This is a genomic window from Paraburkholderia sp. PAMB 6770 (assembly GCF_057748135.1).
The window spans coordinates 178,847-198,808 of the sequence record NZ_CM173238.1 but is presented as its reverse complement, the minus strand read 5'-3'; the positions used below and the strand labels follow the sequence as shown (position 1 = coordinate 198,808).

Sequence of the window (19,962 nt, the reverse complement as noted above, 5' to 3'; positions counted from 1 at the left end):
CCTCGTCACCCTGACTTCGTCCATGAGCCGTTCCCCGTCTTTTTCAAGGCCGTCCCGTCACGCCAGCGCGCAACCGGTCGCCGAGGTGCTGCGGCGCACCGACGCGTTCGCTGCGCTGCGCGCCGGCGTCGAGCAGATCGCCGCGCTCGGACAGGATCTCGCCCAACTGCTGCCCGACTATCTCGCGGCGAGCGTCGAACCGGGGTTCATCAAGGAAGGGACTCTGACACTATTTGCGGCGCACAACGCGCTCGCGGCCCGGCTGCGGCACCTCGAACCCAGGCTGGTGGCGGAGTTGCAGCAACGTGGCTGGGCGATCGAGGGGTTGAGGATCCGGGTGCGTCCGCAACCGGTGAAGGAACCGCCGCGCCCCAAGACCGCACGCATGACGCCCGCCGGCGCGGCCGCGCTGCAGACGCTCAGCGAATCGCTGCCGGCGTCGCCGCTGCAGGCGGCGCTTGCGCGGATGGCCGCGCGCCACGGCCGCACCGGCGGCCAGAAAGCATAAGCGGCCCGGTAGGGCCGCTCACATGGGATCACGCCGGGGGCGCCTGCTCGGCCCGCACGCTCAGGCGAACGCAGTCTGCGTGTCGTACGCGAAGCCGCGCGGCGCGTTCTGCGTGTCGTCGAAAGTGACGATTTCGTAGGCGTCCTCGTGCCTCAGCAACTCGCGCAGCAGCGCGTTGTTCAGACCGTGGCCCGACTTGTACGCGGTGTACGACGCGAGCAGCGGATGGCCGACCACATACAGGTCGCCGATCGCGTCGAGCATCTTGTGCTTGACGAACTCGTCGTCGTAGCGCAGCCCGTCGTTGTTCAGGATGCGGTACTCGTCGAGCACGATGGCGTTGTCCATGCTGCCGCCGCGCGCGAGACCGAGTTCGCGCATCATCTCGACTTCGTGCGCGAAACCGAACGTGCGCGCGCGCGCGATGTCGCGCACGTATGACGTTTGCGCGAAATCCACTTCGAGCGCCTGGCCGGTCTTGTCGACCGCCGGATGGCGGAAGTCGATCGTGAACTTCAGCTTGAAGCCGAAGAACGGATCGAGGCGTGCAAATTTGTCGCCCTCGCGGATTTCGACCGGCTTCGTGACCTTGACGAACTTCTTCGCCGCGTTCTGCTCCTCGATACCCGCCGACTGGATCAGAAACACGAACGACGCCGCGCTGCCGTCCATGATCGGGATTTCTTCGGCCGTCACGTCGACATAAAGGTTGTCGATGCCGAGGCCGGCGCATGCCGACATCAGGTGCTCGATCGTCGATACGCGCGCACCGTCCTTCTGCAGCACCGAAGCGAGGCGGGTATCGCCGATGGCCATCGCGGACGCGGGAATATCCACCGGCTGCGCCAGATCGACGCGCGAGAACACGATGCCCGTATCCGGGGCCGCCGGACGAAGCGTCAATTCGACCTTGCGGCCCGAGTGCAGGCCGATGCCGACGGTCTTGACGATCGATTTGATGGTGCGCTGCTTCAACATGGTGATCTTCTATTCGATTTAAAATCCCAATCGAGACTTTTTAACTCATAGCCCGCAGTATACTCCATTACCCTGGGGCACGATGTTGCAATGCACGTATCAATCTGTTTCGGTGCATTACCCGCCCCGCGACGCATGGCGGGCCGACGCCCGGAACGGAGGCGTTTCCGGTTGCCGGCCCGCGTTACGGCTTGTCACATGAATGCCATCCTGCCGTTGCCCCGGCACAACGCGGTGCAGGAGCCGGGCAGGCGTGCCTTCAGGACGGATTCAACGTCGCAAGCATGCTTTGCGCATCGCTGACTTCGAACTTGCCCGGTGCTTCGACGTGCAACGCCTTGACCACGCCGTCGTCGACCACCATTGCGTAGCGCTGGGAACGGATTCCCATGCCGCGCGCAGACAAGTCCTGTTCCAGACCGAGCGCCCGCGTGAAAGCTGCACTTCCGTCCGCCACCATGCGCACCTTGCCCGAGGTGCGCTGGTCGCGTCCCCACGCGCCCATCACGAACGCGTCGTTGACGGACACGCACCAGATCGCGTCGATGCCGGCTGCGCGAAACTGCCCGGCATATTCGACATAACCCGGCACGTGCCTGGCCGAACAGGTCGGCGTGAAGGCGCCCGGCAACCCGAAGATCACCACGCGCCTGCCCGCCGTCTGCTCGCGCACACTGAAGCTGTTCGGCCCGATCGTGCAGCCCTCGCGCTCGTCTTCGACGAATTCGAAAACAAGCGCTTCGGGCAGCGTATCACCCACCTTGATCATGCTCAGTCCTTCCCGTCGATGCGGAGCGTGCCCGCACGCTGCCGTGCCGCGATGGCCCAACGCCACAGAACCCGCCGCCCGAAGCCGGTATCGCTTCCGGCTGCCGTGCGTCCGGACGGTTCCCGCCTCCTGCCTGCTCGCAGGGGGCACCTGTCCTCGCCGCGTATCCGGTCACACGCGGTCTCTGCGTTGTCGTTCCACCCGCCACGCTCGTGCGCCTTTCAGCCATCACACGGCACTCGCCATGCTGCAGCGAAAGGTGCTGCTCCGACGCGTCAGTCGGCCTGCTTGCGCAGGAACGCGGGGATGTCGTACGTGTCGACGCCCTTTTCCTGCAGCGCCTGCACGTGCGACGCCGCGGTGTCGCGCGACGTACGCCACACGGCCGGCGTGTCGAGCGCGCCGTAGTCCGCCGTGGTGGCATGCTGCTGGACACCGTAGCCGTGCTGCACCGCGCCGACCGGCTGGTTGTCCGTGCCGGTGCGCAGCAGCGTCATGGGTGCCGACTGCTGCTTCTTCACCGTGCGGCCCAGTCCGGTTGCGACGACCGTCACGCGCAGCGCGTCACCCATCGCGTCATCGTACACCGCACCGAAAATGACCGTTGCGTCTTCCGCCGCGTAGCTCTTGATCGTGTTCATCACCTCGCGGGTTTCCGACAGACGCAGCGAACGGCTCGACGTGATGTTCACCAGCACGCCGCGCGCCCCCGACAGGTCCACGCCTTCGAGCAGCGGGCTCGCGACCGCCTGCTCGGCAGCGAGCCGCGCGCGGTCGACGCCGGCCACGGTCGCCGTGCCCATCATCGCCTTGCCCTGCTCGCCCATCACCGTCTTCACGTCTTCGAAGTCGACGTTCACCAGACCGTCGACGTTGATGATTTCCGCGATCCCGGCAACGGCATTGTTCAGGACGTCGTCTGCGCACTGGAAGCACTTGTCCATCTCGGCGTCATCGCCCATCACCTCGAACAGCTTGTCGTTCAGCACGACGATCAGCGAGTCGACGTGATCCTCCAGTTGCTGCGAGCCGGCTTCCGCCACGCGCATCCGCTTGCCGCCTTCGAACTCGAACGGCTTGCTGACGACGCCCACGGTCAGAATGCCCATTTCCTTCGCGATCTGCGCGACCACGGGTGCCGCGCCGGTGCCGGTGCCGCCGCCCATGCCGGCGGTGATGAACACCATGTGCGCGCCGCGCAGCCCGTCGGCGATGCGCTCGCGTGCCTCTTCCGCGGCCGCGCGGCCCATTTCCGGCTTCGCGCCCGCGCCCAGGCCCGTGTTGCCGAGCTGGATCACCTGGTTTGCGCGCGAGCGCGACAGCGCCTGCGCGTCGGTGTTCATGACGATGAAATCAACGCCCTGCACACCCTTGTTGATCATGTGCTGCACGGCATTGCCGCCAGCGCCGCCGACCCCAACCACCTTGATGATGGTGCCGTTGGTTTCGGTTTCCAGCATCTGGAATTCCATATTGCCTCCGTCAAGATGAAAAAGTGCTGCCACTCGGCCGTTATTCGGCAGACGATCGGGCAACCGCCTGTCGCGCGCCAGCCGCCGGCACCAGCGCGAATTTCGTCACCTGCTCCGTCACATGCCGCACGGTCCTCAGAAATTGCCGAGGAACCAGTCCTTCATGCGCGTGAAAACCTGCCCCATCGAACCGGATTGCACCGCGACCTTGCGGCCGCGCATGCGCTGCGAACGCCCTTCCACCAGCAGCCCCATCGCCGTCGAAAAACGCGGATTGCGCACCACGTCCGCGAGACCGCCCGCGTACTCGGGCACGCCGATGCGCACCGGCTTCAGGAAGATGTCCTCGCCGAGCTCGACCATGCCGGGCATCATCGACGCGCCGCCGGTGAGCACCACGCCTGAGCTCAGCAGCTCCTCGTAACCCGACTCGCGCACCACCTGCTGCACGAGCGAAAACAGCTCCTCGACGCGCGGCTCGACCACCGCCGCAAGCGCCTGGCGCGACAGCGTGCGCGGCCCGCGCTCGCCGAGCCCCGGCACTTCGATCATTTCGTCCGGATCGGCGAGCGCCTGCTTCGCGATCCCGTAATCGACCTTGATGTCTTCCGCGTCCGGCGTCGGCGTGCGCAGCGCCATCGCGATGTCGCTGGTGATCTGGTCGCCCGCGATCGGGATCACCGCGGTGTGGCGGATTGCGCCTTCGCTGAAGATCGCGATGTCGGTCGTGCCGCCGCCGATGTCGACCAGCACCACGCCGAGTTCCTTCTCGTCCTCGGTGAGCACCGCGAGCGACGACGCGAGCGGCTGCAGGATCAGGTCGTTCACTTCGAGCCCGCAGCGGCGCACGCACTTGACGATGTTCTGTGCCGCGCTCACCGCGCCGGTGACGATGTGCACCTTCACCTCGAGGCGAATGCCGCTCATGCCGATCGGCTCGCGCACGTCCTCCTGACCGTCGATGATGAATTCCTGCGTGAGGATGTGCAGCACCTGCTGATCGGTCGGGATATTGATCGCCTTGGCCGTTTCGATCACGCGCGCGACATCGGCCTGGGTCACCTCCTTCTCCTTGATCGCGACCATCCCGCTCGAATTGAAGCTGCGGATATGGCTGCCGGCGATCCCGGTGAATACGTTCGTGATCTTGCAGTCGGCCATCAGCTCGGCTTCTTCGAGCGCGCGCTGGATCGACTGCACGGTGGCCTCGATGTTCACCACCACGCCTTTCTTGAGCCCCTTCGATTCGCTCTGGCCGAGGCCGATCACCTCGTAGTGGCCTTCGCCCTTCAGCTCCGCGACGACGGCCACGACCTTCGACGTCCCGATGTCGAGGGCGACCAGCAGATCCTTATAGTCTTTACTCATAGCGTGCTCATTGCGAGTGATGTTTCATGACTTCTTGCCCTTGTCGGGGTCGGTGATGAAGCGCATGCCCGCCGCCCGAATCGCAAAACCGTTCGGATAGCGCAAGTCCACGTACTCGATGTCCTTCCCCCAGCGTTGCGTCACCGCGCCCCAGGCCTCGGTCAGACGGTGCACGCGGTCGTACAGCGTCTGTGCATTGCGCTCGCGGCCCAGCTCCACCTGCATCCCGTTCGACAGCTTCACCGTCCACGCGTAGCGCGGCGACAGCGTCACTTCCTGCGGCGTCGCGCCGATCGGCGCAAACCACTTGATGAAGTCGCGGTAGCGCTCCACCACTTCCTGCGCGGTGCCGTCGGGGCCGTCGAAGGCGGGCAGGCTCTGCTCCAGCTCGCCCTGGTTCGCGGTGAACAGCTCGCCGTCCACGCTGACCAGCTGGTCGCTGCCCCAGGTGCCGAGCGGCCGGTACTCGTCGAGCGAGACCGCGAGCGCGTTGGGCCACACGCGCCGCACGCTCGCGCGGCGCACCCACGGCATCTGTTCGAAGGCCTGGCGAGCCGTATCGAGATCCACCGTGAAGAAATTGCCCTTCAGGTGCCCGACGACGTTCGCCCGCACCGTCGGCGCGTTGATATGGTCCGTGTCGCCCTCGATCAGGATCTCGCGCAGCGAGAAGTTCGGCCGCTGGATCAGCCACAGCCCGCCGGCCGCCAGCAGCACGAGCACGAGCAATGCGTGCAGCGCGCTGGTGGCGAGATTGAGCTGGCGAACGTTGTTCCACATGGCGATGACGTCAATCCTTCAGCGAGAGCGCAAGCACGCTCACTACGAGGTCCTTGTAGCTGATGCCCACCGCCCGGGCCGCCTTCGGCGGCAGCGAGTGATCGGTCATGCCCGGCGCGGTGTTCACTTCGAGGAAATACGGGTTGCCCTGCGCATCCAGCATGAAGTCCGCGCGGCCCCAGTCCGTGCAGCCGAGCACCTCGAACGCGCGGCGCGCGAGCGCCTTCAGGCGCGCTTCCTCGGCCGGCGCGACGCCGCACGGAATCAGGTACTGCGTGTCGTCGGCCTCGTACTTCGCGTGATAGTCGTAGAACTCGCCGGCGGGCACGATGCGGATCAGCGGCAGGTCGAGCTCGCCGGCGATGCACGCGGTGTATTCGCCGCCGCCCTCGATGCTCTTCTCGGCAAGCACGATGCGGTCGAACTTCGCCGCCTCCGCGAGCGCGGCCGGCAACGCGGCGGCCTCTTTCACCTTGATCACCGCGACGCTCGACCCTTCGCTCGCCGGCTTCACGAACAGCGGCAACCCGAGCTTCGCGACGATCTCGCTCGCGCGCGCCGCGTAGTCGTCGCCGCGCAGCACGGTTTCGAACGGCGGCGTCGGCACGCCGAGCTGTTGCCACACGAGCTTCGTGCGGAACTTGTCGAGACCGAGCGCGGACCCGAGCACGCCGCTGCCGGTGTAGCGGATGCCGTAGAAATCGAGCGCACCCTGGATCTGGCCGTTCTCGCCATAGCCGCCGTGCAGGGCATTGAACGCGCGCACGAAGCCCTCTTCTTTCAACGCCGCGAGCGGCCGCTCGGCGGGGTCGAACGGATGCGCGTCGATGCCGGCCTCGCGCAGCCCCTGCAGCACGAGGCGCCCGGAGTTGAGCGACACGGCGCGCTCCGCGGACTCGCCGCCGAGCAACACCGCTACCTTGCCGAACTGTCTGGGATCGAAACCGCTCATGTCACACCTTTGTTTCCTGAGCGAGGCGCCCCGGCACCGTGCCGATCGACCCCGCCCCCATCGTGATCACCACATCGCCGTCGCGTACCGCTGCCGCGAGCGCGTCCGGCACTTCATCCACCGTCTCGACGAACACCGGCTCCACCTTGCCGGCCACCCGCAGCGCGCGAGAGAGCGCACGGCCGTCGGCCGCGACGATCGGCGCCTCGCCGGCCGCATAGACCTCGGTCAGCACGAGCGCGTCGACCGTCGACAGCACCTTCACGAAATCCTCGAAGCAGTCGCGCGTGCGCGTGTAGCGGTGCGGCTGGAACGCGAGCACGAGCCGCCGACCCGGAAATGCGCCGCGGGCGGCGGCGATCGTCGCGGCCATCTCGACCGGGTGATGGCCATAGTCGTCCACCAGCGTGTAGCTGCCGCCCGCCGCGACCGGCACCTCGCCGTAGCGCTGAAAGCGCCGCCCGACGCCGTTGAATTCGAGCAGCGCTCGCTGGATATCGGCATCTTTCACTTCAAGTTCAGTCGCGATCGCGATCGCCGCCAGCGCGTTCTGCACGTTGTGCGTGCCGGGCAGGTTCAGCACGACGTCGAGCGGCGTGCTGTCCTCGCGCAGCGCGGTGAAGTACATCCGGCCGTCGCGCGCGACGACGTTGACCGCGCGCACCTGCGCGTCCTGCGCGAAGCCGTAGCGGATGATCGGCTTCGACACGAACGGCAGGATCTCCTTCACGTGCGGATCGTCGACGCACAGCACCGCGATGCCGTAAAACGGCAGCCGGTGCGTGAACTCGATGAACGCCTGCTTGAGCCGCGCGAAGTCGTGCCCATAGGTGTCCATGTGGTCGGCGTCGATGTTCGTGATGACCTCGATCACCGGAAACAGGTTCAGGAACGACGCGTCCGATTCGTCCGCTTCCGCGACGATGAAGTCGCCGGTGCCGAGGCGCGCATTCGCGCCCGCGCTGTTCAGCCGCCCGCCGATCACGAAGGTCGGATCGAGCCCGCCCGCGGCCAGCACGCTCGCGACCAGCGACGTGGTCGTGGTCTTGCCGTGTGTGCCGGCGATCGCGATGCCCTGCTTCAGCCGCATCAGCTCGGCGAGCATCACCGCGCGCGGCACGATCGGAATGTGCCGCTGGCGTGCGGCGAGCACCTCGGGGTTGTCGCTGCGCACGGCCGTCGACACGACAACCGCGTTCGCGCCCTCGATATGGGCGGCATCGTGGCCGATCGCAACGCGCGCGCCGAGCGCCGCGAGGCGGTCGGTCACCGCGTTTTTCGCGAGATCCGATCCGCTCACCTGGTAGCCGAGGTTGACCAGCACCTCGGCGATCCCGCTCATCCCGGCTCCGCCGATGCCGACGAAGTGAATATGTTTGACGATGTGTTTCATGATTGACTTCCTTGCGCGTCCGCGCCGGCCACGACGGCACAGATCCGCGCGACCTGTTCGGCGGCGTCGGGCTTCGCGAGCGAGCGCGAGCGCTCCGCCATCTCCGCGAGACGCTCGCGGGTCTGGCCGCGCAACCAGGCGGCGAGACCGTCCGCCGTCAGATCGCGCTGTTGTACGAGCAGCGCCGCGCCGTGGCCGGCGAGAAACGCTGCGTTGGTGGTCTGGTGATCGTCGACCGCATACGGGAACGGCACGAAGAACGCCGCGACGCCGACCGCCGCAATCTCCGCCACCGTCATCGCGCCGGAGCGGCAGATGACGAGATCGGCGTTCGCATACGCGCTCGTCATGTCGTCGATGAACGGCACGAGCTGCACGTCATCGCCGCTTTCGAGACCCGCTTGCGCGTAGTTCGCTTTTAGCGCGTCGATGTGCTTCGCGCCGGCCTGATGCACGATGCGCGGACGCTCCTGCGGCTTGAGCAGCGCGAGCGCGCGCGGCACCACCTCGTTGAGCGCCGACGCCCCGAGACTGCCGCCGACCACCAGCACATTCAGCTTGCCGCTGCGTTGTGCGTAGCGTGCTTTGGGTGGCAATGCGCACGCAAGTTCCGCGCGAATCGGATTACCGGTCCACTCCGCGTGCGGCAGCGCGTCCGGAAACGCGACCAGTACGCGCCGCGCAACCTTCGCGAGCACGCGGTTCGCGAGCCCGGCGATCGAGTTCTGTTCGTGCAGCACCAGCGGACGGCCGCTCAACGCCGTCATCAGCCCGGCCGGGAACGTGATGTAGCCGCCCATGCCGAGCACGACGTCGGGCTTGACCCGGCGCAGCACCGCGAGGCTCTGCGCGCACGCGCGCAGCAGGTTCAGCGGCAGCAGCAGACGCGTTTTCATGCCCTTGCCGCGCAGCCCGCCAAAGCGCACGTACTCCATCGGGATGCCGTGCTTCGGCACGAGCGACGCCTCCATCCCGGACGGATTGCCGAGCCACACGACATTCCAGCCCCACGTCTGCATCAGATGCGCGACCGCGAGGCCCGGGAACACGTGTCCCCCGGTGCCGCCGGCCATCACCATCAGCGTATGGGGTTGCGCGCGGGTCATACTTTCCCTCCGCGCATCAGCACGCGGTTTTCGTAATCGACCCGCAGCAGCACCGCGATCGCCAGACAGTTCAGCAGGATCCCGGAGCCGCCGTAGCTGACGAGCGGCAGCGTCAGCCCCTTGGTCGGCAGCAGGCCCAGGTTCACCCCCATGTTGATGAACGCCTGCGCGCCGAACCACAGGCCGATGCCCTTGGCCATCAGCCCGGCGAAGGTCCGGTCGAGCGCGAGCGCCTGGCGGCCGATCTCGAACGCGCGCCGCACGATCCAGTAAAACAGCAGGATGATGATCAGCACGCCAACGAAGCCGAACTCCTCGCCGATCACTGCGAGGATGAAGTCGGTATGCGCTTCGGGCAGATAGTTGAGCTTCTCGACGCTGCCGCCGAGGCCGACGCCGAACCACTCGCCACGCCCGAATGCGATCAGCGAGTGCGTGAGCTGATAGGCGGCGCCCTGCGCGTAGCGCTGGTCCCACGGGTCGAGGTACGCGAAGATCCGCGCGCGGCGCCAGGGCGACGCCCACACGAGGACGCTGAAGGTGGCGATCGCCGTGGCAACGAGGCCGCCGAACAGCTTGCCGTTCACGCCGCCGAGAAAGAGCACCCCCATCGCGATCGCGGCGATCACCATGAACGCGCCCATGTCGGGTTCGAGCAGCAGCAGCGCGCCGACCACTCCCACCGCGAACGCCATCGGCAAAAAGCCTTTCGCGAAGCTGTGCATGTACTCCTGCTTGCGCACCGTGTAATTCGCCGCATAGATCGTCACCGCGAGCTTCATGATCTCCGACGGCTGCATGTTCGTCATGCCGAGCGGAATCCAGCGGCGCGCCCCGTTCACCCCCTTGCCGATGTGCGGAATCAGCACGACCACGAGCGTGAGCAACGTGAGGATGAAGAGCTTCGGTGCGTATTTGTCCCACATCGACACGGGGATGCGGAACGCGATTGCGCCGATCGCGCCGCCGAGCAGCACGTAAATCATCTGGCGCACGAGGAACGCGTAGTTGTGATACGACGCGTATTTCGGCGAATCGGGCATCGCAATCGAAGCCGAATACACCATCACGACCCCGAAGCCGAGCAGCGCGATCACCACCCACAGCAGCGCGTGGTCGTAATCGAGCATGCGCGAGCGCAGCGGCCGCACGCCGTTGACCGCGCTCGCGAGGCCGCGCGCCGCCCGTCCGACGCCCGAACCGCCGACCGCGCCGCGCTGTCCCGACAGACCCGCACCGAAACGATCCGGCTTGTTCATATCATGGTCCCCCGTTCGGCCGCGATGTCCTCGACCGCGCCGCGAAACACCGCGGCGCGATGCGCGTAGCCCTTGAACATGTCGAAACTCGCGCATGCCGGCGAGAGCAGCACCGCGTCGCCCGGCTGCGCGAGCGCGGCCGCCGCGCGCGTCGCATCTTCGAGACTCGCGTGACCGGTGACGGGCACATCCGCGTCGGCCAGCGCGGCGCGCAGCAGCGGCGCGTCGCGGCCGATCAGCATCACCGCGCGGCACCAGCGCGCGACCGGCGCGGCGAGCGGCTCGAACGACTGGCCCTTGCCGTCGCCGCCGGCGATCAGCACCGCGCGCTGCGCAAGCCCGTCGAGCGCCGCGACGGTCGCGCCGACGTTGGTGCCCTTGCTGTCATCGACGTAGTCGACCCCGTCGATCGACGCGATCAGTTCGACCCGATGCGGCTCGCCGCGATATTCGCGCAACCCGTGCAGCAGCGGCGCGCCGGGCAGGCCGATCGCGCGCGCGAGCGCGTAGGCCGCGAGCGCGTTCGCCGCGTTGTGCAGGCCTCGGATGCGCAGCGCGTCGGCCGGCATCAGACGCCTGAACGCGAGATTCGGCGCGGCGGCGCTTTCGCTGCGGCGGCGCCGGGCCGGCACCGGCTCGTCGACCGCGTCGCGATCGTGCGCCTCCGCCAGCCAGACGATGCCGGTCTCGTGCAGCAGACCGTAGTCGCCCGGGCGCGCCGGCTCGTTCACCCCGAAGGTGACGACCGGCGCCGCGCCGGCCGCGCTGGCGAGCGCCATGACGCGCGCGTCGTCGCGGTTGAGCACGCGCGCCGTGTCCGGCCCGAAGATGCGCCCCTTCGCCGCGGCATAGGCGTCGAGCCCGCCGTGCCAGTCGAGATGATCCTGCGTGATGTTCAGCACCGCGGCGGCATCGGGCGCAAACGTATGCGCCATTTCGAGCTGGAAGCTCGACAGTTCGAGCACCCAGATGTCAGGCAGCGCGGCATGGTCGATCGCCTCGCTTAGCTTGTCGAGCGCGGCCGGGCTGATGTTTCCGGCAACCGCGACCTTTTTGCCCGCGCGCTCGCACAGCAGGCCGGTCAGGCTCGTGGTGGTGGTCTTGCCGTTGGTGCCGGTGATCGCCAGCACCCTGGGCGCGTAGCCGCTCTCGCCGAGCGCGCGCAACGCCTGCGCGAAGAATTCGAGCTCGCCCCACACCGGGATGTCGCGCTCGCGCGCCGCGGCGATCAGCGGCACGAGATCCGACGCGAGCGGCGACAGTCCCGGGCTGATCGCAACCAGCTCGATTCCTTCGAGCAGCGCCGGCGAAAACGGCCCGCCGACGAATTCGGCGTCGATGCGGTGCGCGGCCAGGGCGGGCAGGTTCGGCGGCACCTCGCGGGTGTCCGCCACGCGCAGGCGGCAACCGTGCCGCGCGCACCAGCGCGCCATCGCGAGACCCGATTCGCCGAGTCCCAGCACGAGCACCGTCGGCCGAGGCCGATCCCGAAACTTCTCGCCAAACATCGCCTGCTTCCTTTCTTTATCTGCTTAACGCAACTTGAGCGTGGACAAACCGAACAGACACAGCATCAACGTGATGATCCAGAAACGCACGACGACCTGCGTCTCCTTCCAGCCGGACAATTCGAAGTGGTGATGCAGCGGCGCCATCTTGAACAGACGCCGCCCTTCGCCATAGCGGCGCCTCGTGAACTTGAAGTAGCTCACCTGCAGCATCACGGAGACGGTTTCCGCGACGAAGATGCCGCCCATGATGAACAGCACGATCTCCTGGCGCACGATCACCGCGATCGTGCCGAGCGCGCCGCCGAGCGCGAGCGCGCCGACGTCGCCCATGAACATCTGCGCGGGGTGCGTGTTGTACCAGAGAAAGGCGAGCCCGGCCCCGCCCATCGCGGAGCAGAAAATCAGCAGCTCGCCCGCACCGGGAATATGCGGAAACAGCAGGTATTTCGAATAGACCGAGCTGCCCATCACGTACGCGAACACGCCGAGCGACGCGCCGACCAGCACGACCGGCATGATCACGAGGCCGTCGAGACCGTCCGTCAGGTTGACCGCGTTGCTCGCGCCGACGATCACCAGATACGTGAGGACGATGAAGCCCCACACGCCGAGCGGATAGCTGACCGACTTCAGGAACGGCAGCAACAGGTCGGCCTTCGCGGGCAGCCCCATCGACAGGCCGCTGCGCACCCAGGCCATGAACAGGTCGAACACGCGCACGTTGCTCGCCTCGGATACGCTGAACGCGAGGTAGACGGCGGCGAACAGGCCGATCACCGATTGCCAGAAATACTTCTCGCGCGACGACATGCCGCGCGGATCCTTGTAGACGACCTTGCGGTAGTCGTCGACCCAGCCGATCACGCCGAAACCGAACGTGACGAGCATCACGATCCAGATGAAGCGGTTGGTCAGATCGGCCCACAGCAGCGTCGACACCGCGATGGCGAGCAGGATCAGCACACCGCCCATCGTGGGCGTGCCGGATTTGACGAGGTGCGTCTGCGGGCCGTCGGTGCGAACGGCCTGGCCGACCTTCATCGCCGTCAGCTTGCGGATCACCGCCGGGCCGCAGACGAGACCGATCAGCAGCGCGGTGATCGACGCGGCGACCGCCCGAAAAGTCAGATAACTGATTACGCGCAGGAAGCTTGCGTCATTCTGCAGCCATTGCGCGAGCGCCAGGAGCATGCCGGGTTCCTTCTCTGTTCAATGCACGCCGGACGCAGCGCCCGGCGCAGTGGGTTGTGGACTTGTGACGGCGTCCACCACGCGCTCCATCTGCATGAAGCGCGAGCCTTTCACCAGAAACGTTGCAGCGGCGCCGTAACCGGCGCCGCAAAGCTGCGCGAGCAGCGCCGCGGTGTCGGCGCAATGATGCGCGCCGGCGCCGTACGCGGCGCAGGCATCGCGCGATGCGTCGCCGAGCGCGTAGAGCGCGTCGATGCCGCGCTCCTTTGCGTACGCGCCGATCTCGCGATGAAACGCGGGCCCGTGATCGCCGACCTCGCCCATGTCGCCCATCACCAGCACGCGCGGCGCCGGCTGCCCCGCGAGCACGTCGATCGCCGCGCGCATCGAATCGGGATTCGCGTTGTAGGTATCGTCGATCACGGTTGCGCCGGCCAGCGCGCCCAGCACGGCACGCTTGACCTGCAGCCGCCCCTTCACCGCGCCGAACGCTTCAAGACCGCGCCGGATCGCGTCGAGCGGCACGCCGGCGGCGAGCGCCGCGGCACTCGCCGCGAGCGCGTTGCGGGCGTTGTGCTCGCCGAGCACCTGCAGCGTGACGTCGAGCTGACCGCGCGGCGTGTCGATGGCGAGCGTGCGGCCGTCGAAGCGGCCGGTGACGGCCGCCTGAACGGCCGGCGTGCCGTCTGCGCGCGCAAGCGCGAAGTCGAGCACCGGATTGCCAGTGGCCGCGACTCGCCAGATGCTCGCGTACGCGTCGTCGGCGGGAAACACGGCAACGCCGTCAGGCGGCAGCGCATGAATCACGCTCGCATGTTCGAGCGCCACCGCCTCGACGGTCGCCATGAATTCCTGATGCTCGCGCTGCGCGTTGTTCACCACCGCGACGGTCGGTTCGGCGATCTTCGCAAGCACCGCGGTTTCGCCCGGATGGTTCATCCCGAGCTCGACCACGGCCAGCCGGTGCTGCGCGCCCAGACGCAGCAGGGTGAGCGGCAGACCGATGTCGTTGTTGAGGTTGCCCGCGGTCGCGAGGCGCTGCTCCGCGCCGGCCGCAACGGCGAAGATCGACGCGATCATCTCCTTGACGGTCGTCTTGCCGTTGCTGCCGGTGACCGCGACGAGCGGCATGCCGAAACGGCGGCGCCAGCCGCGCGCGAGCGCGCCGAGCGCGGCGCGCGTGTCGTCGACCCGCAGCGTCGGCGCGGACCAGCCGGCCGGCACGCGCGCCGCGAGCACGGCTGCCGCGCCACGGGCGGCAACGTCCGGCAGGAAGTCGTGCGCATCGAAGCGCTCGCCCTTGAGCGCGACGAACAGGTCGCCGCGCGCGACGCTCCGGCTGTCGGTCCACACGCGGGAAAACGCGGCGGCGCCGTCGCCGAGCACGGTGGCGCCCGGAATCAGCGCGGCCGCTTCATGCAGCGTCAACATCGTCATTCGCCACCTCCGCGAACCTGCGTGGCCCGTGCGGCAAGCGCGAGACGGGCGTGATCCTGATCGGAGAAAGCGCGCTTCTTGCCCATGATTTCCTGTGTGGCTTCGTGGCCCTTGCCGGCGAGCACGATCACGTCTTCGCGCGCCGCGCCGCGAATGGCCTGCAAAATCGCGCTCGCGCGGTCTTCGATGCGCCGCGTCTTCGACACGTCCGGCATGCCGGCGACGATCTGGTCGATGATCTGCTGCGGCTCCTCGCTGCGCGGGTTGTCGCTCGTGACGATCACGCCGTCGGCGAGCCGCTGCGCGATCGCGCCCATCAAAGGCCGCTTGGTCGCATCGCGATCGCCGCCGCAGCCGAACATGCACAGCAACTGGCCGCCGCGCGCGACGGCCATCGGACGCAGCGCCTCGAGGGTCTTTTCGAGCGCATCCGGGGTGTGCGCATAGTCGATCACGACGAGCGGCTCGTCGTTCTGCAACCGTCCGCCCAACCGCTGCATGCGCCCATTGACCGGTTCCAGCTTCGCGAGTTCGGACAGCGCCGCGGCAAACGGCACGTCGGCCGACAGCAGCGCGCCGAGCACGCCAAGCAGATTGCTGACGTTGAACGCACCGAGGGTCTGAACCTCGACCTCCGCACTGCCCCAGCTGGACGTGTCGAGCCGGAACGCGGTGCCGGTCGCGGTCGCCCGAACCTGCGACGCGCGCAGCCACGCGTCGGCGTCGGCGCCGGCCGCGGCATCGTCGAGCCCATAGGCCATCGTACGCGCGTGCCCGCGGGTGCTCGCGAGCAGGCGGCGGCCGGCCGCGTCGTCGGCGTTGATCACCGCGTGGCGCAAACCGGGCCACGCGAAGAGCCGCGCCTTCGCGGCTTCGTACGCGGCGAACGTGCGGTGATAGTCGAGATGATCCTGCGTGAGATTCGTGAACACGGCGATGTCGAACGCGACACCGTTCACGCGCCCCTGATGCAGCGCGTGCGACGACACTTCCATCGCGACCGCGCGCGCGCCGGCCGCGCGCAGTTGCGCGAGGCTGCGCTGCAATTGCGGCGCATCCGGTGTCGTGAAGCCGGTGTGCACGAGCTGGCCGGGCATCCCGCTGCCGAGCGTGCCGATGATCGCGCAGCGCGTGCCGAGCGCGCTGAGCGCCGTCGCGATCCACTGGCTGCACGAGGTCTTGCCGTTGGTGCCGGTCACGCCGATCGCGCACAGCGCGTCGCTCGGGTCGCCGTACCAGCCGCTCGCGATGTCGCCGGCCAGCACGTCCAGCGCGGGCACCGCACGCGAGCAGGACGGATCGACCGCGCCGGAGAAATGCTCGGGCTGGAACAGGACGGCGGCCGCGCCGCGCTCGATCGCGCTATCGATGAACGGCCGATTGTCGGCACCCTCGACCGCGTAAGCGAGAAACACGTCGCCGGCGTTCAGCGCGCGTGTGTCGGCGTGCAGATGCGCGCCTGGCTGCACGTGGGCATGCAGCCAGGCAAGGGTGTCGGCGATCTGTTCGCGCGCCGGATGCTGCAAACGGAGCGCACTCATCGTTCCACCCGTGGCGGGTCGGCCCGCGTGGCGGCGACCGCCATGCGCCGCGCGGCGCTGTGGGTGGGCAGGCGGTGCACCTCCGGCGGCGGCAGCGCCCTGGTGGCCGCCGGCGCGGAAGCGCCGGTGTCGTCGGAGACGACCATCGGCTTCACGGGCATGTTCGGCGGAATGTTCAGCGCGCGCAGCGTATCGCCGACGATGCCGGAAAACACCGGCCCGGACACCTGCCCGCCGAAGTGGCCGCCCGTGGTCGGATTGTCGACCGACACCGCGACGACGATGCGCGGATTCGGCATCGGCGCCATGCCGACGAACGACGCACGGTACTTCGAGTGGTCGTAGCCGTGCGGTCCGTGCTTGTAGGCGGTGCCGCTCTTGCCGCCGACGCGATAGCCGGGCACGGCCGCCTCGGGCGACGTGCCTTGCGGCGTCACCACGCTTTCGAGCATCGCGCGCACTTCGCGGGCGGTGACGGGCGAGAAGATCTGCGGACCGGTCGCGGGCGGATCGCCCGGCGTGTGGAAAATGGTCACCGGCAGCAACTGGCCGTCATGCGCGATGGCGGTATACGCGCGCGCCAGCTGGAACAGCGACACGGACAGCCCGTAGCCGTACGACATCGTCGCCTGCTCGATGCGGCGCCAGCTTCGCCACGGCCGCAGATGGCCGGCGGTCGCGCCCGGAAAGCCGACCTTCGGCGCCTGGCCGAGACCGATGCTCGTGTACATGTTCCACATTTCTTCGGGCTTGAGCGTCATCGCGATCTTGGTCGCGCCGATGTTGCTCGACTTCTGGATCACGCCGGCCACGGTCAGCACGCCGAACGCGCTGTCGTCGGTGATCGTCGCGCCGTCGAGCGTGAACCGGCCGTTGCCCGTATCCACCAGTGTAGTCGGCGTCACACGGTGCAGATCGAGCGCGAGCGAGATCGTGAAGGGCTTCATGATCGAGCCAGGTTCGAACTCGTCGGTGAGCACGCGATTGCGCAACTGCGCGCCGGTCAGGTGCGAGCGGTCGTTCGGATTGAACGTGGGGTAATTGACGAGCGCGAGCACTTCGCCGGTCCGCACGTCGATCACGATCGCGCTGCCGTCGGTCGCCTTGAACTTCTCGACTGCGGCCTTCAGGTTGGAATACGCGATGTACTGGATCTTGCTGTCGATCGACAGCGTCACGTCCTGGCCATTGTGCGGCACGACCCGTTCGTCGACATCCTCGACGATGTGCCCCATCCGGTCCTTGATCACGCGGCGGATGCCGGGTACGCCCGCGAGCACTTTCTGCTCGCTCAGCTCGACGCCGTCCTGGCCCTCGTCCTCGATGTTCGTGAAGCCGACCAGATGCGCGGCGATTTCGCCCTCGGGGTAGAACCGCTTGTACTCCTCGCGCTGATAGATGCCGGGGATGTCGAGCGCGGCCACCTTCGCGGCGACGTCGAGCGGCACCTGACGCTTGATGTAGACGAAATCGCGGTCTTCCGACAGCTTCGCGCGCAATTCCGTGCCCGACAGATCGAGCAACTGGCCAAGCGCGCTCAGCTTGCCGGGGGCGAGATCGTCCGGCACGGCATCCGGAATCGCCCAGATCGCGCGCACCGGCAGGCTCGTGGCGAGCACGAGCCCGTTGCGGTCGAGAATCTTGCCGCGCGTGGCGGGCAACTCGATCGTGCGCAGATAGCGGCTCTCGCCCTGCTTCTGATAGAACGCGTTGCCCGGACCCTGAATCCAGAACGCGCGCGCGGCGAGCGCGAGAAACGCAAGAAACACCATGAACACGACGAGCTTCGAGCGCCACATCGGCAGGCGCACGGACAGGATCGGGTTCGACGAGAACGGCACGCTCTTGCGGCTCGACGACTGCTTCATCGCGCCCCCTTGCGGCCGTCGGCGGACGGCGAGGAGGTCGGCACCGGGACGTCCGTCGCAACGGATGCGCCCGGCGCAAGCATCAGATATTGCGTGCGGCCGGCGCCGACGGGGCGCATTTTCAGGTCGTCGGTCGCCATTTCCTCGATGCGCGAGGTCTTGGACAAGGCGCTTTGCTGATACTGCAGTTGCGAGTAGTCCTGCTGCAGTTGCCGCTCTTCGGCCTGCGCCCGCTGCAACTGGATGAAGATTTCGCGCTGCTGATTCGTCGCGTCGACGACAGACAATGCGCAACCCAGCACGACGATCAGCAGGAAGATATTCAGGCGGCTCATGGCGCGATACGCTCCGCCACCCGCATCACAGCAGAGCGGGCGCGGGGGTTCGCGGCCACTTCGGCGTCGCCCGCGAACACGCGGCCGACGATCTTCAGCGGGGCGCCGGGCAGGTCGACGGCACGGATCGGCAGACGACGATCGAGCGCAGGCGCACTCGCGTGCGCCTGCATGAATCGCTTGACGATCCGGTCCTCGAGCGAATGAAAGCTGATGACCACCAGCCGCCCCCCTTGCTCCAGCAACGACAATGCTGCTTCTAGAACGACTTGCAGCTCCGCAAGCTCTTGATTGACGTAAATCCGTATAGCCTGAAAGGTGCGGGTTGCCGGATCCTTGCCCTTCTCACGGGTCTTGACGACGTGAGCCACGATTTGGGCAAGCTCGCCCGTGCTGACGAGAGGCCCAAGACGGTCGGACTCTGCCCGGCGAGCAACAAGCGCCTTTGCAATCTGAAAAGCAAACCGTTCTTCCCCATAATCTCGTATCACCTCCGTCAGTTCCTGCACCGTCGCCCGCGCGAGCCATTGAGCCGCGGACTCGCCGCGCGTCGGATCCATCCGCATGTCGAGCGGGCCGTCCGCGCGAAAACTGAAACCCCGCTGCGGATCGTCGATCTGCGGCGACGACACGCCCAGATCCAGCAATACACCCGACACACGCCCTATCCCGCGCGCCGCAAGCGCGTCGCGCAGAGATGCAAAACTCTCATGGACGATTTCGAAGCGCCTGTCCGCGATCGTCCCGGCCTCGGCGATCGCCAGCGGATCCTTGTCGAACGCGATCAGCCGCCCCGCTTCGCCCAGCTTGCCCAGCTTGCCCAGCACCGCGCGGCTGTGACCGCCGCGCCCGAACGTACCGTCTATATAGATACCGTCCGGTCGCGTCACCAGTGCGTCAACCGCCTCGTCCAGCAGCACCGTGCGATGCTGCAACCCGTTTCCCATCGCAGATGCCCTATATATAAACCGCGATCAGAACGTGAAATTCTTCAACGCCTCGGGCATGCCCTGCGCCATCGCCGCCTGCTCCTTGGCCGTGTACGTTTGCGCGTCCCACAGCTCGAAGTGACTCCCCATGCCCAGCAACATCACTTCCTTCTCCAACCCTGCGGCCATTCTCAGTTCGGGGGACACCAGGACACGCCCCGCACTGTCGAGATCCACTTCCGATGCGTTGCCAAGAAAAATGCGCCGCCACCAGTGCGCGTCCATCGGCAGTCCGGCGATACGCGTGCGGAACACTTCCCACTCGGGGCGCGGAAACAGCAACAGGCAGCCGTCCGGGTGCTTGGTGATCGTCACCCGGCCCTCTGCCTGTCCTTGCAGCGCGTCCCGATAGCGAGCCGGGACGGACATCCGCCCTTTCGCATCGAGTGTCAGCGCCGACGCCCCCTGGAACACTTCACTCTCCCCTGTCGCACGGTGTCGGACACCGCTCGCCTGTTGCCGGAAATCTACCCGAATGAGCCTCTGGAATCACACAAAAATACAC

At 67.3% G+C, this 19,962-nt stretch carries 18 protein-coding genes; 1 reads left to right on the top strand and 17 read right to left on the bottom strand.

Going from position 1 to position 19,962, the window contains the following annotated elements; translation table 11 throughout:
* The first annotated feature begins 22 nt into the window (after nucleotides 1-22).
* Nucleotides 23-508, top strand: a complete 486-nt coding sequence (locus AC3AP7_RS01020) for a DciA family protein (RefSeq protein ID WP_475766491.1) — start codon at nucleotides 23-25, stop codon at nucleotides 506-508.
* A gap of 60 nt (nucleotides 509-568) precedes the next feature.
* Here AC3AP7_RS01020 and lpxC read toward each other — a convergent pair whose 3' ends face one another.
* From lpxC to mraZ, 17 genes are all read right to left on the bottom strand, one after another.
* Nucleotides 569-1,486, bottom strand: coding sequence for a UDP-3-O-acyl-N-acetylglucosamine deacetylase (lpxC, locus tag AC3AP7_RS01015; protein WP_475766493.1), 918 nt, complete (start codon nucleotides 1,484-1,486; stop codon nucleotides 569-571).
* 259 nt (nucleotides 1,487-1,745) lie between these two features.
* Nucleotides 1,746-2,255 carry a peroxiredoxin gene (locus tag AC3AP7_RS01010; RefSeq protein WP_475766495.1) on the bottom strand — a complete coding sequence of 170 codons (510 nt, stop codon included), beginning with the start codon at nucleotides 2,253-2,255 and terminating at the stop codon, nucleotides 1,746-1,748.
* 275 nt (nucleotides 2,256-2,530) lie between these two features.
* Complete coding sequence (ftsZ, locus tag AC3AP7_RS01005) at nucleotides 2,531-3,727, bottom strand: cell division protein FtsZ (protein ID WP_475766498.1); 1,197 nt, start codon at nucleotides 3,725-3,727, stop codon at nucleotides 2,531-2,533.
* Between the two features lie 135 nt (nucleotides 3,728-3,862).
* Nucleotides 3,863-5,095: a cell division protein FtsA gene (gene ftsA, locus AC3AP7_RS01000; protein ID WP_475766500.1), complete on the bottom strand. Its 1,233-nt coding sequence runs from the start codon at nucleotides 5,093-5,095 to the stop codon at nucleotides 3,863-3,865.
* Nucleotides 5,096-5,119: 24 nt separating this feature from the next.
* A complete protein-coding gene (locus tag AC3AP7_RS00995; protein WP_475766502.1) occupies nucleotides 5,120-5,875 on the bottom strand; it encodes a cell division protein FtsQ/DivIB in 756 nt (251 codons plus the stop codon).
* A 10-nt stretch (nucleotides 5,876-5,885) separates the two neighbouring features.
* On the bottom strand, nucleotides 5,886-6,827 hold the full coding sequence (locus AC3AP7_RS00990) for a D-alanine--D-alanine ligase (protein WP_475766504.1): 942 nt from the start codon (nucleotides 6,825-6,827) through the stop codon (nucleotides 5,886-5,888).
* 1 nt (nucleotide 6,828) lies between these two features.
* Entirely contained in the window at nucleotides 6,829-8,220 is a 1,392-nt protein-coding gene (gene murC, locus AC3AP7_RS00985; RefSeq protein ID WP_475766506.1) for a UDP-N-acetylmuramate--L-alanine ligase, read from the bottom strand.
* Nucleotides 8,217-9,326: an undecaprenyldiphospho-muramoylpentapeptide beta-N-acetylglucosaminyltransferase gene (murG, locus tag AC3AP7_RS00980; protein ID WP_475766509.1), complete on the bottom strand. Its 1,110-nt coding sequence runs from the start codon at nucleotides 9,324-9,326 to the stop codon at nucleotides 8,217-8,219. The genes murC and murG overlap by 4 nt, the downstream gene beginning before the upstream one ends.
* Nucleotides 9,323-10,585 (bottom strand): putative lipid II flippase FtsW, encoded by a 1,263-nt coding sequence (gene ftsW, locus AC3AP7_RS00975; RefSeq protein ID WP_475766511.1) that lies wholly within the window; start codon nucleotides 10,583-10,585, stop codon nucleotides 9,323-9,325. The genes murG and ftsW overlap by 4 nt, the downstream gene beginning before the upstream one ends.
* Complete coding sequence (gene murD / locus AC3AP7_RS00970) at nucleotides 10,582-12,093, bottom strand: UDP-N-acetylmuramoyl-L-alanine--D-glutamate ligase (protein WP_475766513.1); 1,512 nt, start codon at nucleotides 12,091-12,093, stop codon at nucleotides 10,582-10,584. The genes ftsW and murD overlap by 4 nt, the downstream gene beginning before the upstream one ends.
* 24 nt (nucleotides 12,094-12,117) lie before the next feature.
* Nucleotides 12,118-13,287: a phospho-N-acetylmuramoyl-pentapeptide-transferase gene (mraY, locus tag AC3AP7_RS00965; protein WP_475766514.1), complete on the bottom strand. Its 1,170-nt coding sequence runs from the start codon at nucleotides 13,285-13,287 to the stop codon at nucleotides 12,118-12,120.
* Between the two features lie 18 nt (nucleotides 13,288-13,305).
* Nucleotides 13,306-14,724: a UDP-N-acetylmuramoyl-tripeptide--D-alanyl-D-alanine ligase gene (locus AC3AP7_RS00960; RefSeq protein WP_475766516.1), complete on the bottom strand. Its 1,419-nt coding sequence runs from the start codon at nucleotides 14,722-14,724 to the stop codon at nucleotides 13,306-13,308.
* A complete protein-coding gene (locus AC3AP7_RS00955) occupies nucleotides 14,721-16,265 on the bottom strand; it encodes a UDP-N-acetylmuramoyl-L-alanyl-D-glutamate--2,6-diaminopimelate ligase (protein WP_475766518.1) in 1,545 nt (514 codons plus the stop codon). Before AC3AP7_RS00955 ends, AC3AP7_RS00960 begins: the two co-directional genes overlap by 4 nt.
* Entirely contained in the window at nucleotides 16,262-18,133 is a 1,872-nt protein-coding gene (locus AC3AP7_RS00950; RefSeq protein WP_475766520.1) for a peptidoglycan D,D-transpeptidase FtsI family protein, read from the bottom strand. Before AC3AP7_RS00950 ends, AC3AP7_RS00955 begins: the two co-directional genes overlap by 4 nt.
* The gene (gene ftsL / locus AC3AP7_RS00945) at nucleotides 18,130-18,468 is read right to left on the bottom strand and encodes a cell division protein FtsL (protein ID WP_475766522.1); all 339 of its coding nucleotides are present in this window, start codon (nucleotides 18,466-18,468) and stop codon (nucleotides 18,130-18,132) included. Before ftsL ends, AC3AP7_RS00950 begins: the two co-directional genes overlap by 4 nt.
* Nucleotides 18,465-19,415 (bottom strand): 16S rRNA (cytosine(1402)-N(4))-methyltransferase RsmH, encoded by a 951-nt coding sequence (rsmH, locus tag AC3AP7_RS00940; protein WP_475766524.1) that lies wholly within the window; start codon nucleotides 19,413-19,415, stop codon nucleotides 18,465-18,467. The genes ftsL and rsmH overlap by 4 nt, the downstream gene beginning before the upstream one ends.
* Before the next feature lie 27 nt (nucleotides 19,416-19,442).
* The gene (gene mraZ, locus AC3AP7_RS00935; protein WP_475766526.1) at nucleotides 19,443-19,871 is read right to left on the bottom strand and encodes a division/cell wall cluster transcriptional repressor MraZ; all 429 of its coding nucleotides are present in this window, start codon (nucleotides 19,869-19,871) and stop codon (nucleotides 19,443-19,445) included.
* Nucleotides 19,872-19,962: the final 91 nt, after the last annotated feature.

Bases quoted from the DNA above. Each gene is read 5' to 3' on its own strand.
- murC (WP_475766506.1), bottom strand. From the start codon at position 8,220: ATGAAACACATCGTCAAACATATTCACTTCGTCGGCATCGGCGGAGCC.
- AC3AP7_RS00950 (WP_475766520.1), bottom strand. From the start codon at position 18,133: ATGAAGCAGTCGTCGAGCCGCAAGAGCGTGCCGTTCTCGTCGAACCCG.
- lpxC (WP_475766493.1), bottom strand. From the start codon at position 1,486: ATGTTGAAGCAGCGCACCATCAAATCGATCGTCAAGACCGTCGGCATC.
- murD (WP_475766513.1), bottom strand. From the start codon at position 12,093: ATGTTTGGCGAGAAGTTTCGGGATCGGCCTCGGCCGACGGTGCTCGTG.
- ftsZ (WP_475766498.1), bottom strand. From the start codon at position 3,727: ATGGAATTCCAGATGCTGGAAACCGAAACCAACGGCACCATCATCAAG.
- AC3AP7_RS01020 (WP_475766491.1), top strand. From the start codon at position 23: ATGAGCCGTTCCCCGTCTTTTTCAAGGCCGTCCCGTCACGCCAGCGCG.
- ftsW (WP_475766511.1), bottom strand. From the start codon at position 10,585: ATGAACAAGCCGGATCGTTTCGGTGCGGGTCTGTCGGGACAGCGCGGC.
- murG (WP_475766509.1), bottom strand. From the start codon at position 9,326: ATGACCCGCGCGCAACCCCATACGCTGATGGTGATGGCCGGCGGCACC.
- AC3AP7_RS00995 (WP_475766502.1), bottom strand. From the start codon at position 5,875: ATGTGGAACAACGTTCGCCAGCTCAATCTCGCCACCAGCGCGCTGCAC.
- mraY (WP_475766514.1), bottom strand. From the start codon at position 13,287: ATGCTCCTGGCGCTCGCGCAATGGCTGCAGAATGACGCAAGCTTCCTG.
- AC3AP7_RS00955 (WP_475766518.1), bottom strand. From the start codon at position 16,265: ATGAGTGCGCTCCGTTTGCAGCATCCGGCGCGCGAACAGATCGCCGAC.
- rsmH (WP_475766524.1), bottom strand. From the start codon at position 19,415: ATGGGAAACGGGTTGCAGCATCGCACGGTGCTGCTGGACGAGGCGGTT.
- ftsA (WP_475766500.1), bottom strand. From the start codon at position 5,095: ATGAGTAAAGACTATAAGGATCTGCTGGTCGCCCTCGACATCGGGACG.
- ftsL (WP_475766522.1), bottom strand. From the start codon at position 18,468: ATGAGCCGCCTGAATATCTTCCTGCTGATCGTCGTGCTGGGTTGCGCA.
- AC3AP7_RS00960 (WP_475766516.1), bottom strand. From the start codon at position 14,724: ATGACGATGTTGACGCTGCATGAAGCGGCCGCGCTGATTCCGGGCGCC.
- AC3AP7_RS00990 (WP_475766504.1), bottom strand. From the start codon at position 6,827: ATGAGCGGTTTCGATCCCAGACAGTTCGGCAAGGTAGCGGTGTTGCTC.
- AC3AP7_RS01010 (WP_475766495.1), bottom strand. From the start codon at position 2,255: ATGATCAAGGTGGGTGATACGCTGCCCGAAGCGCTTGTTTTCGAATTC.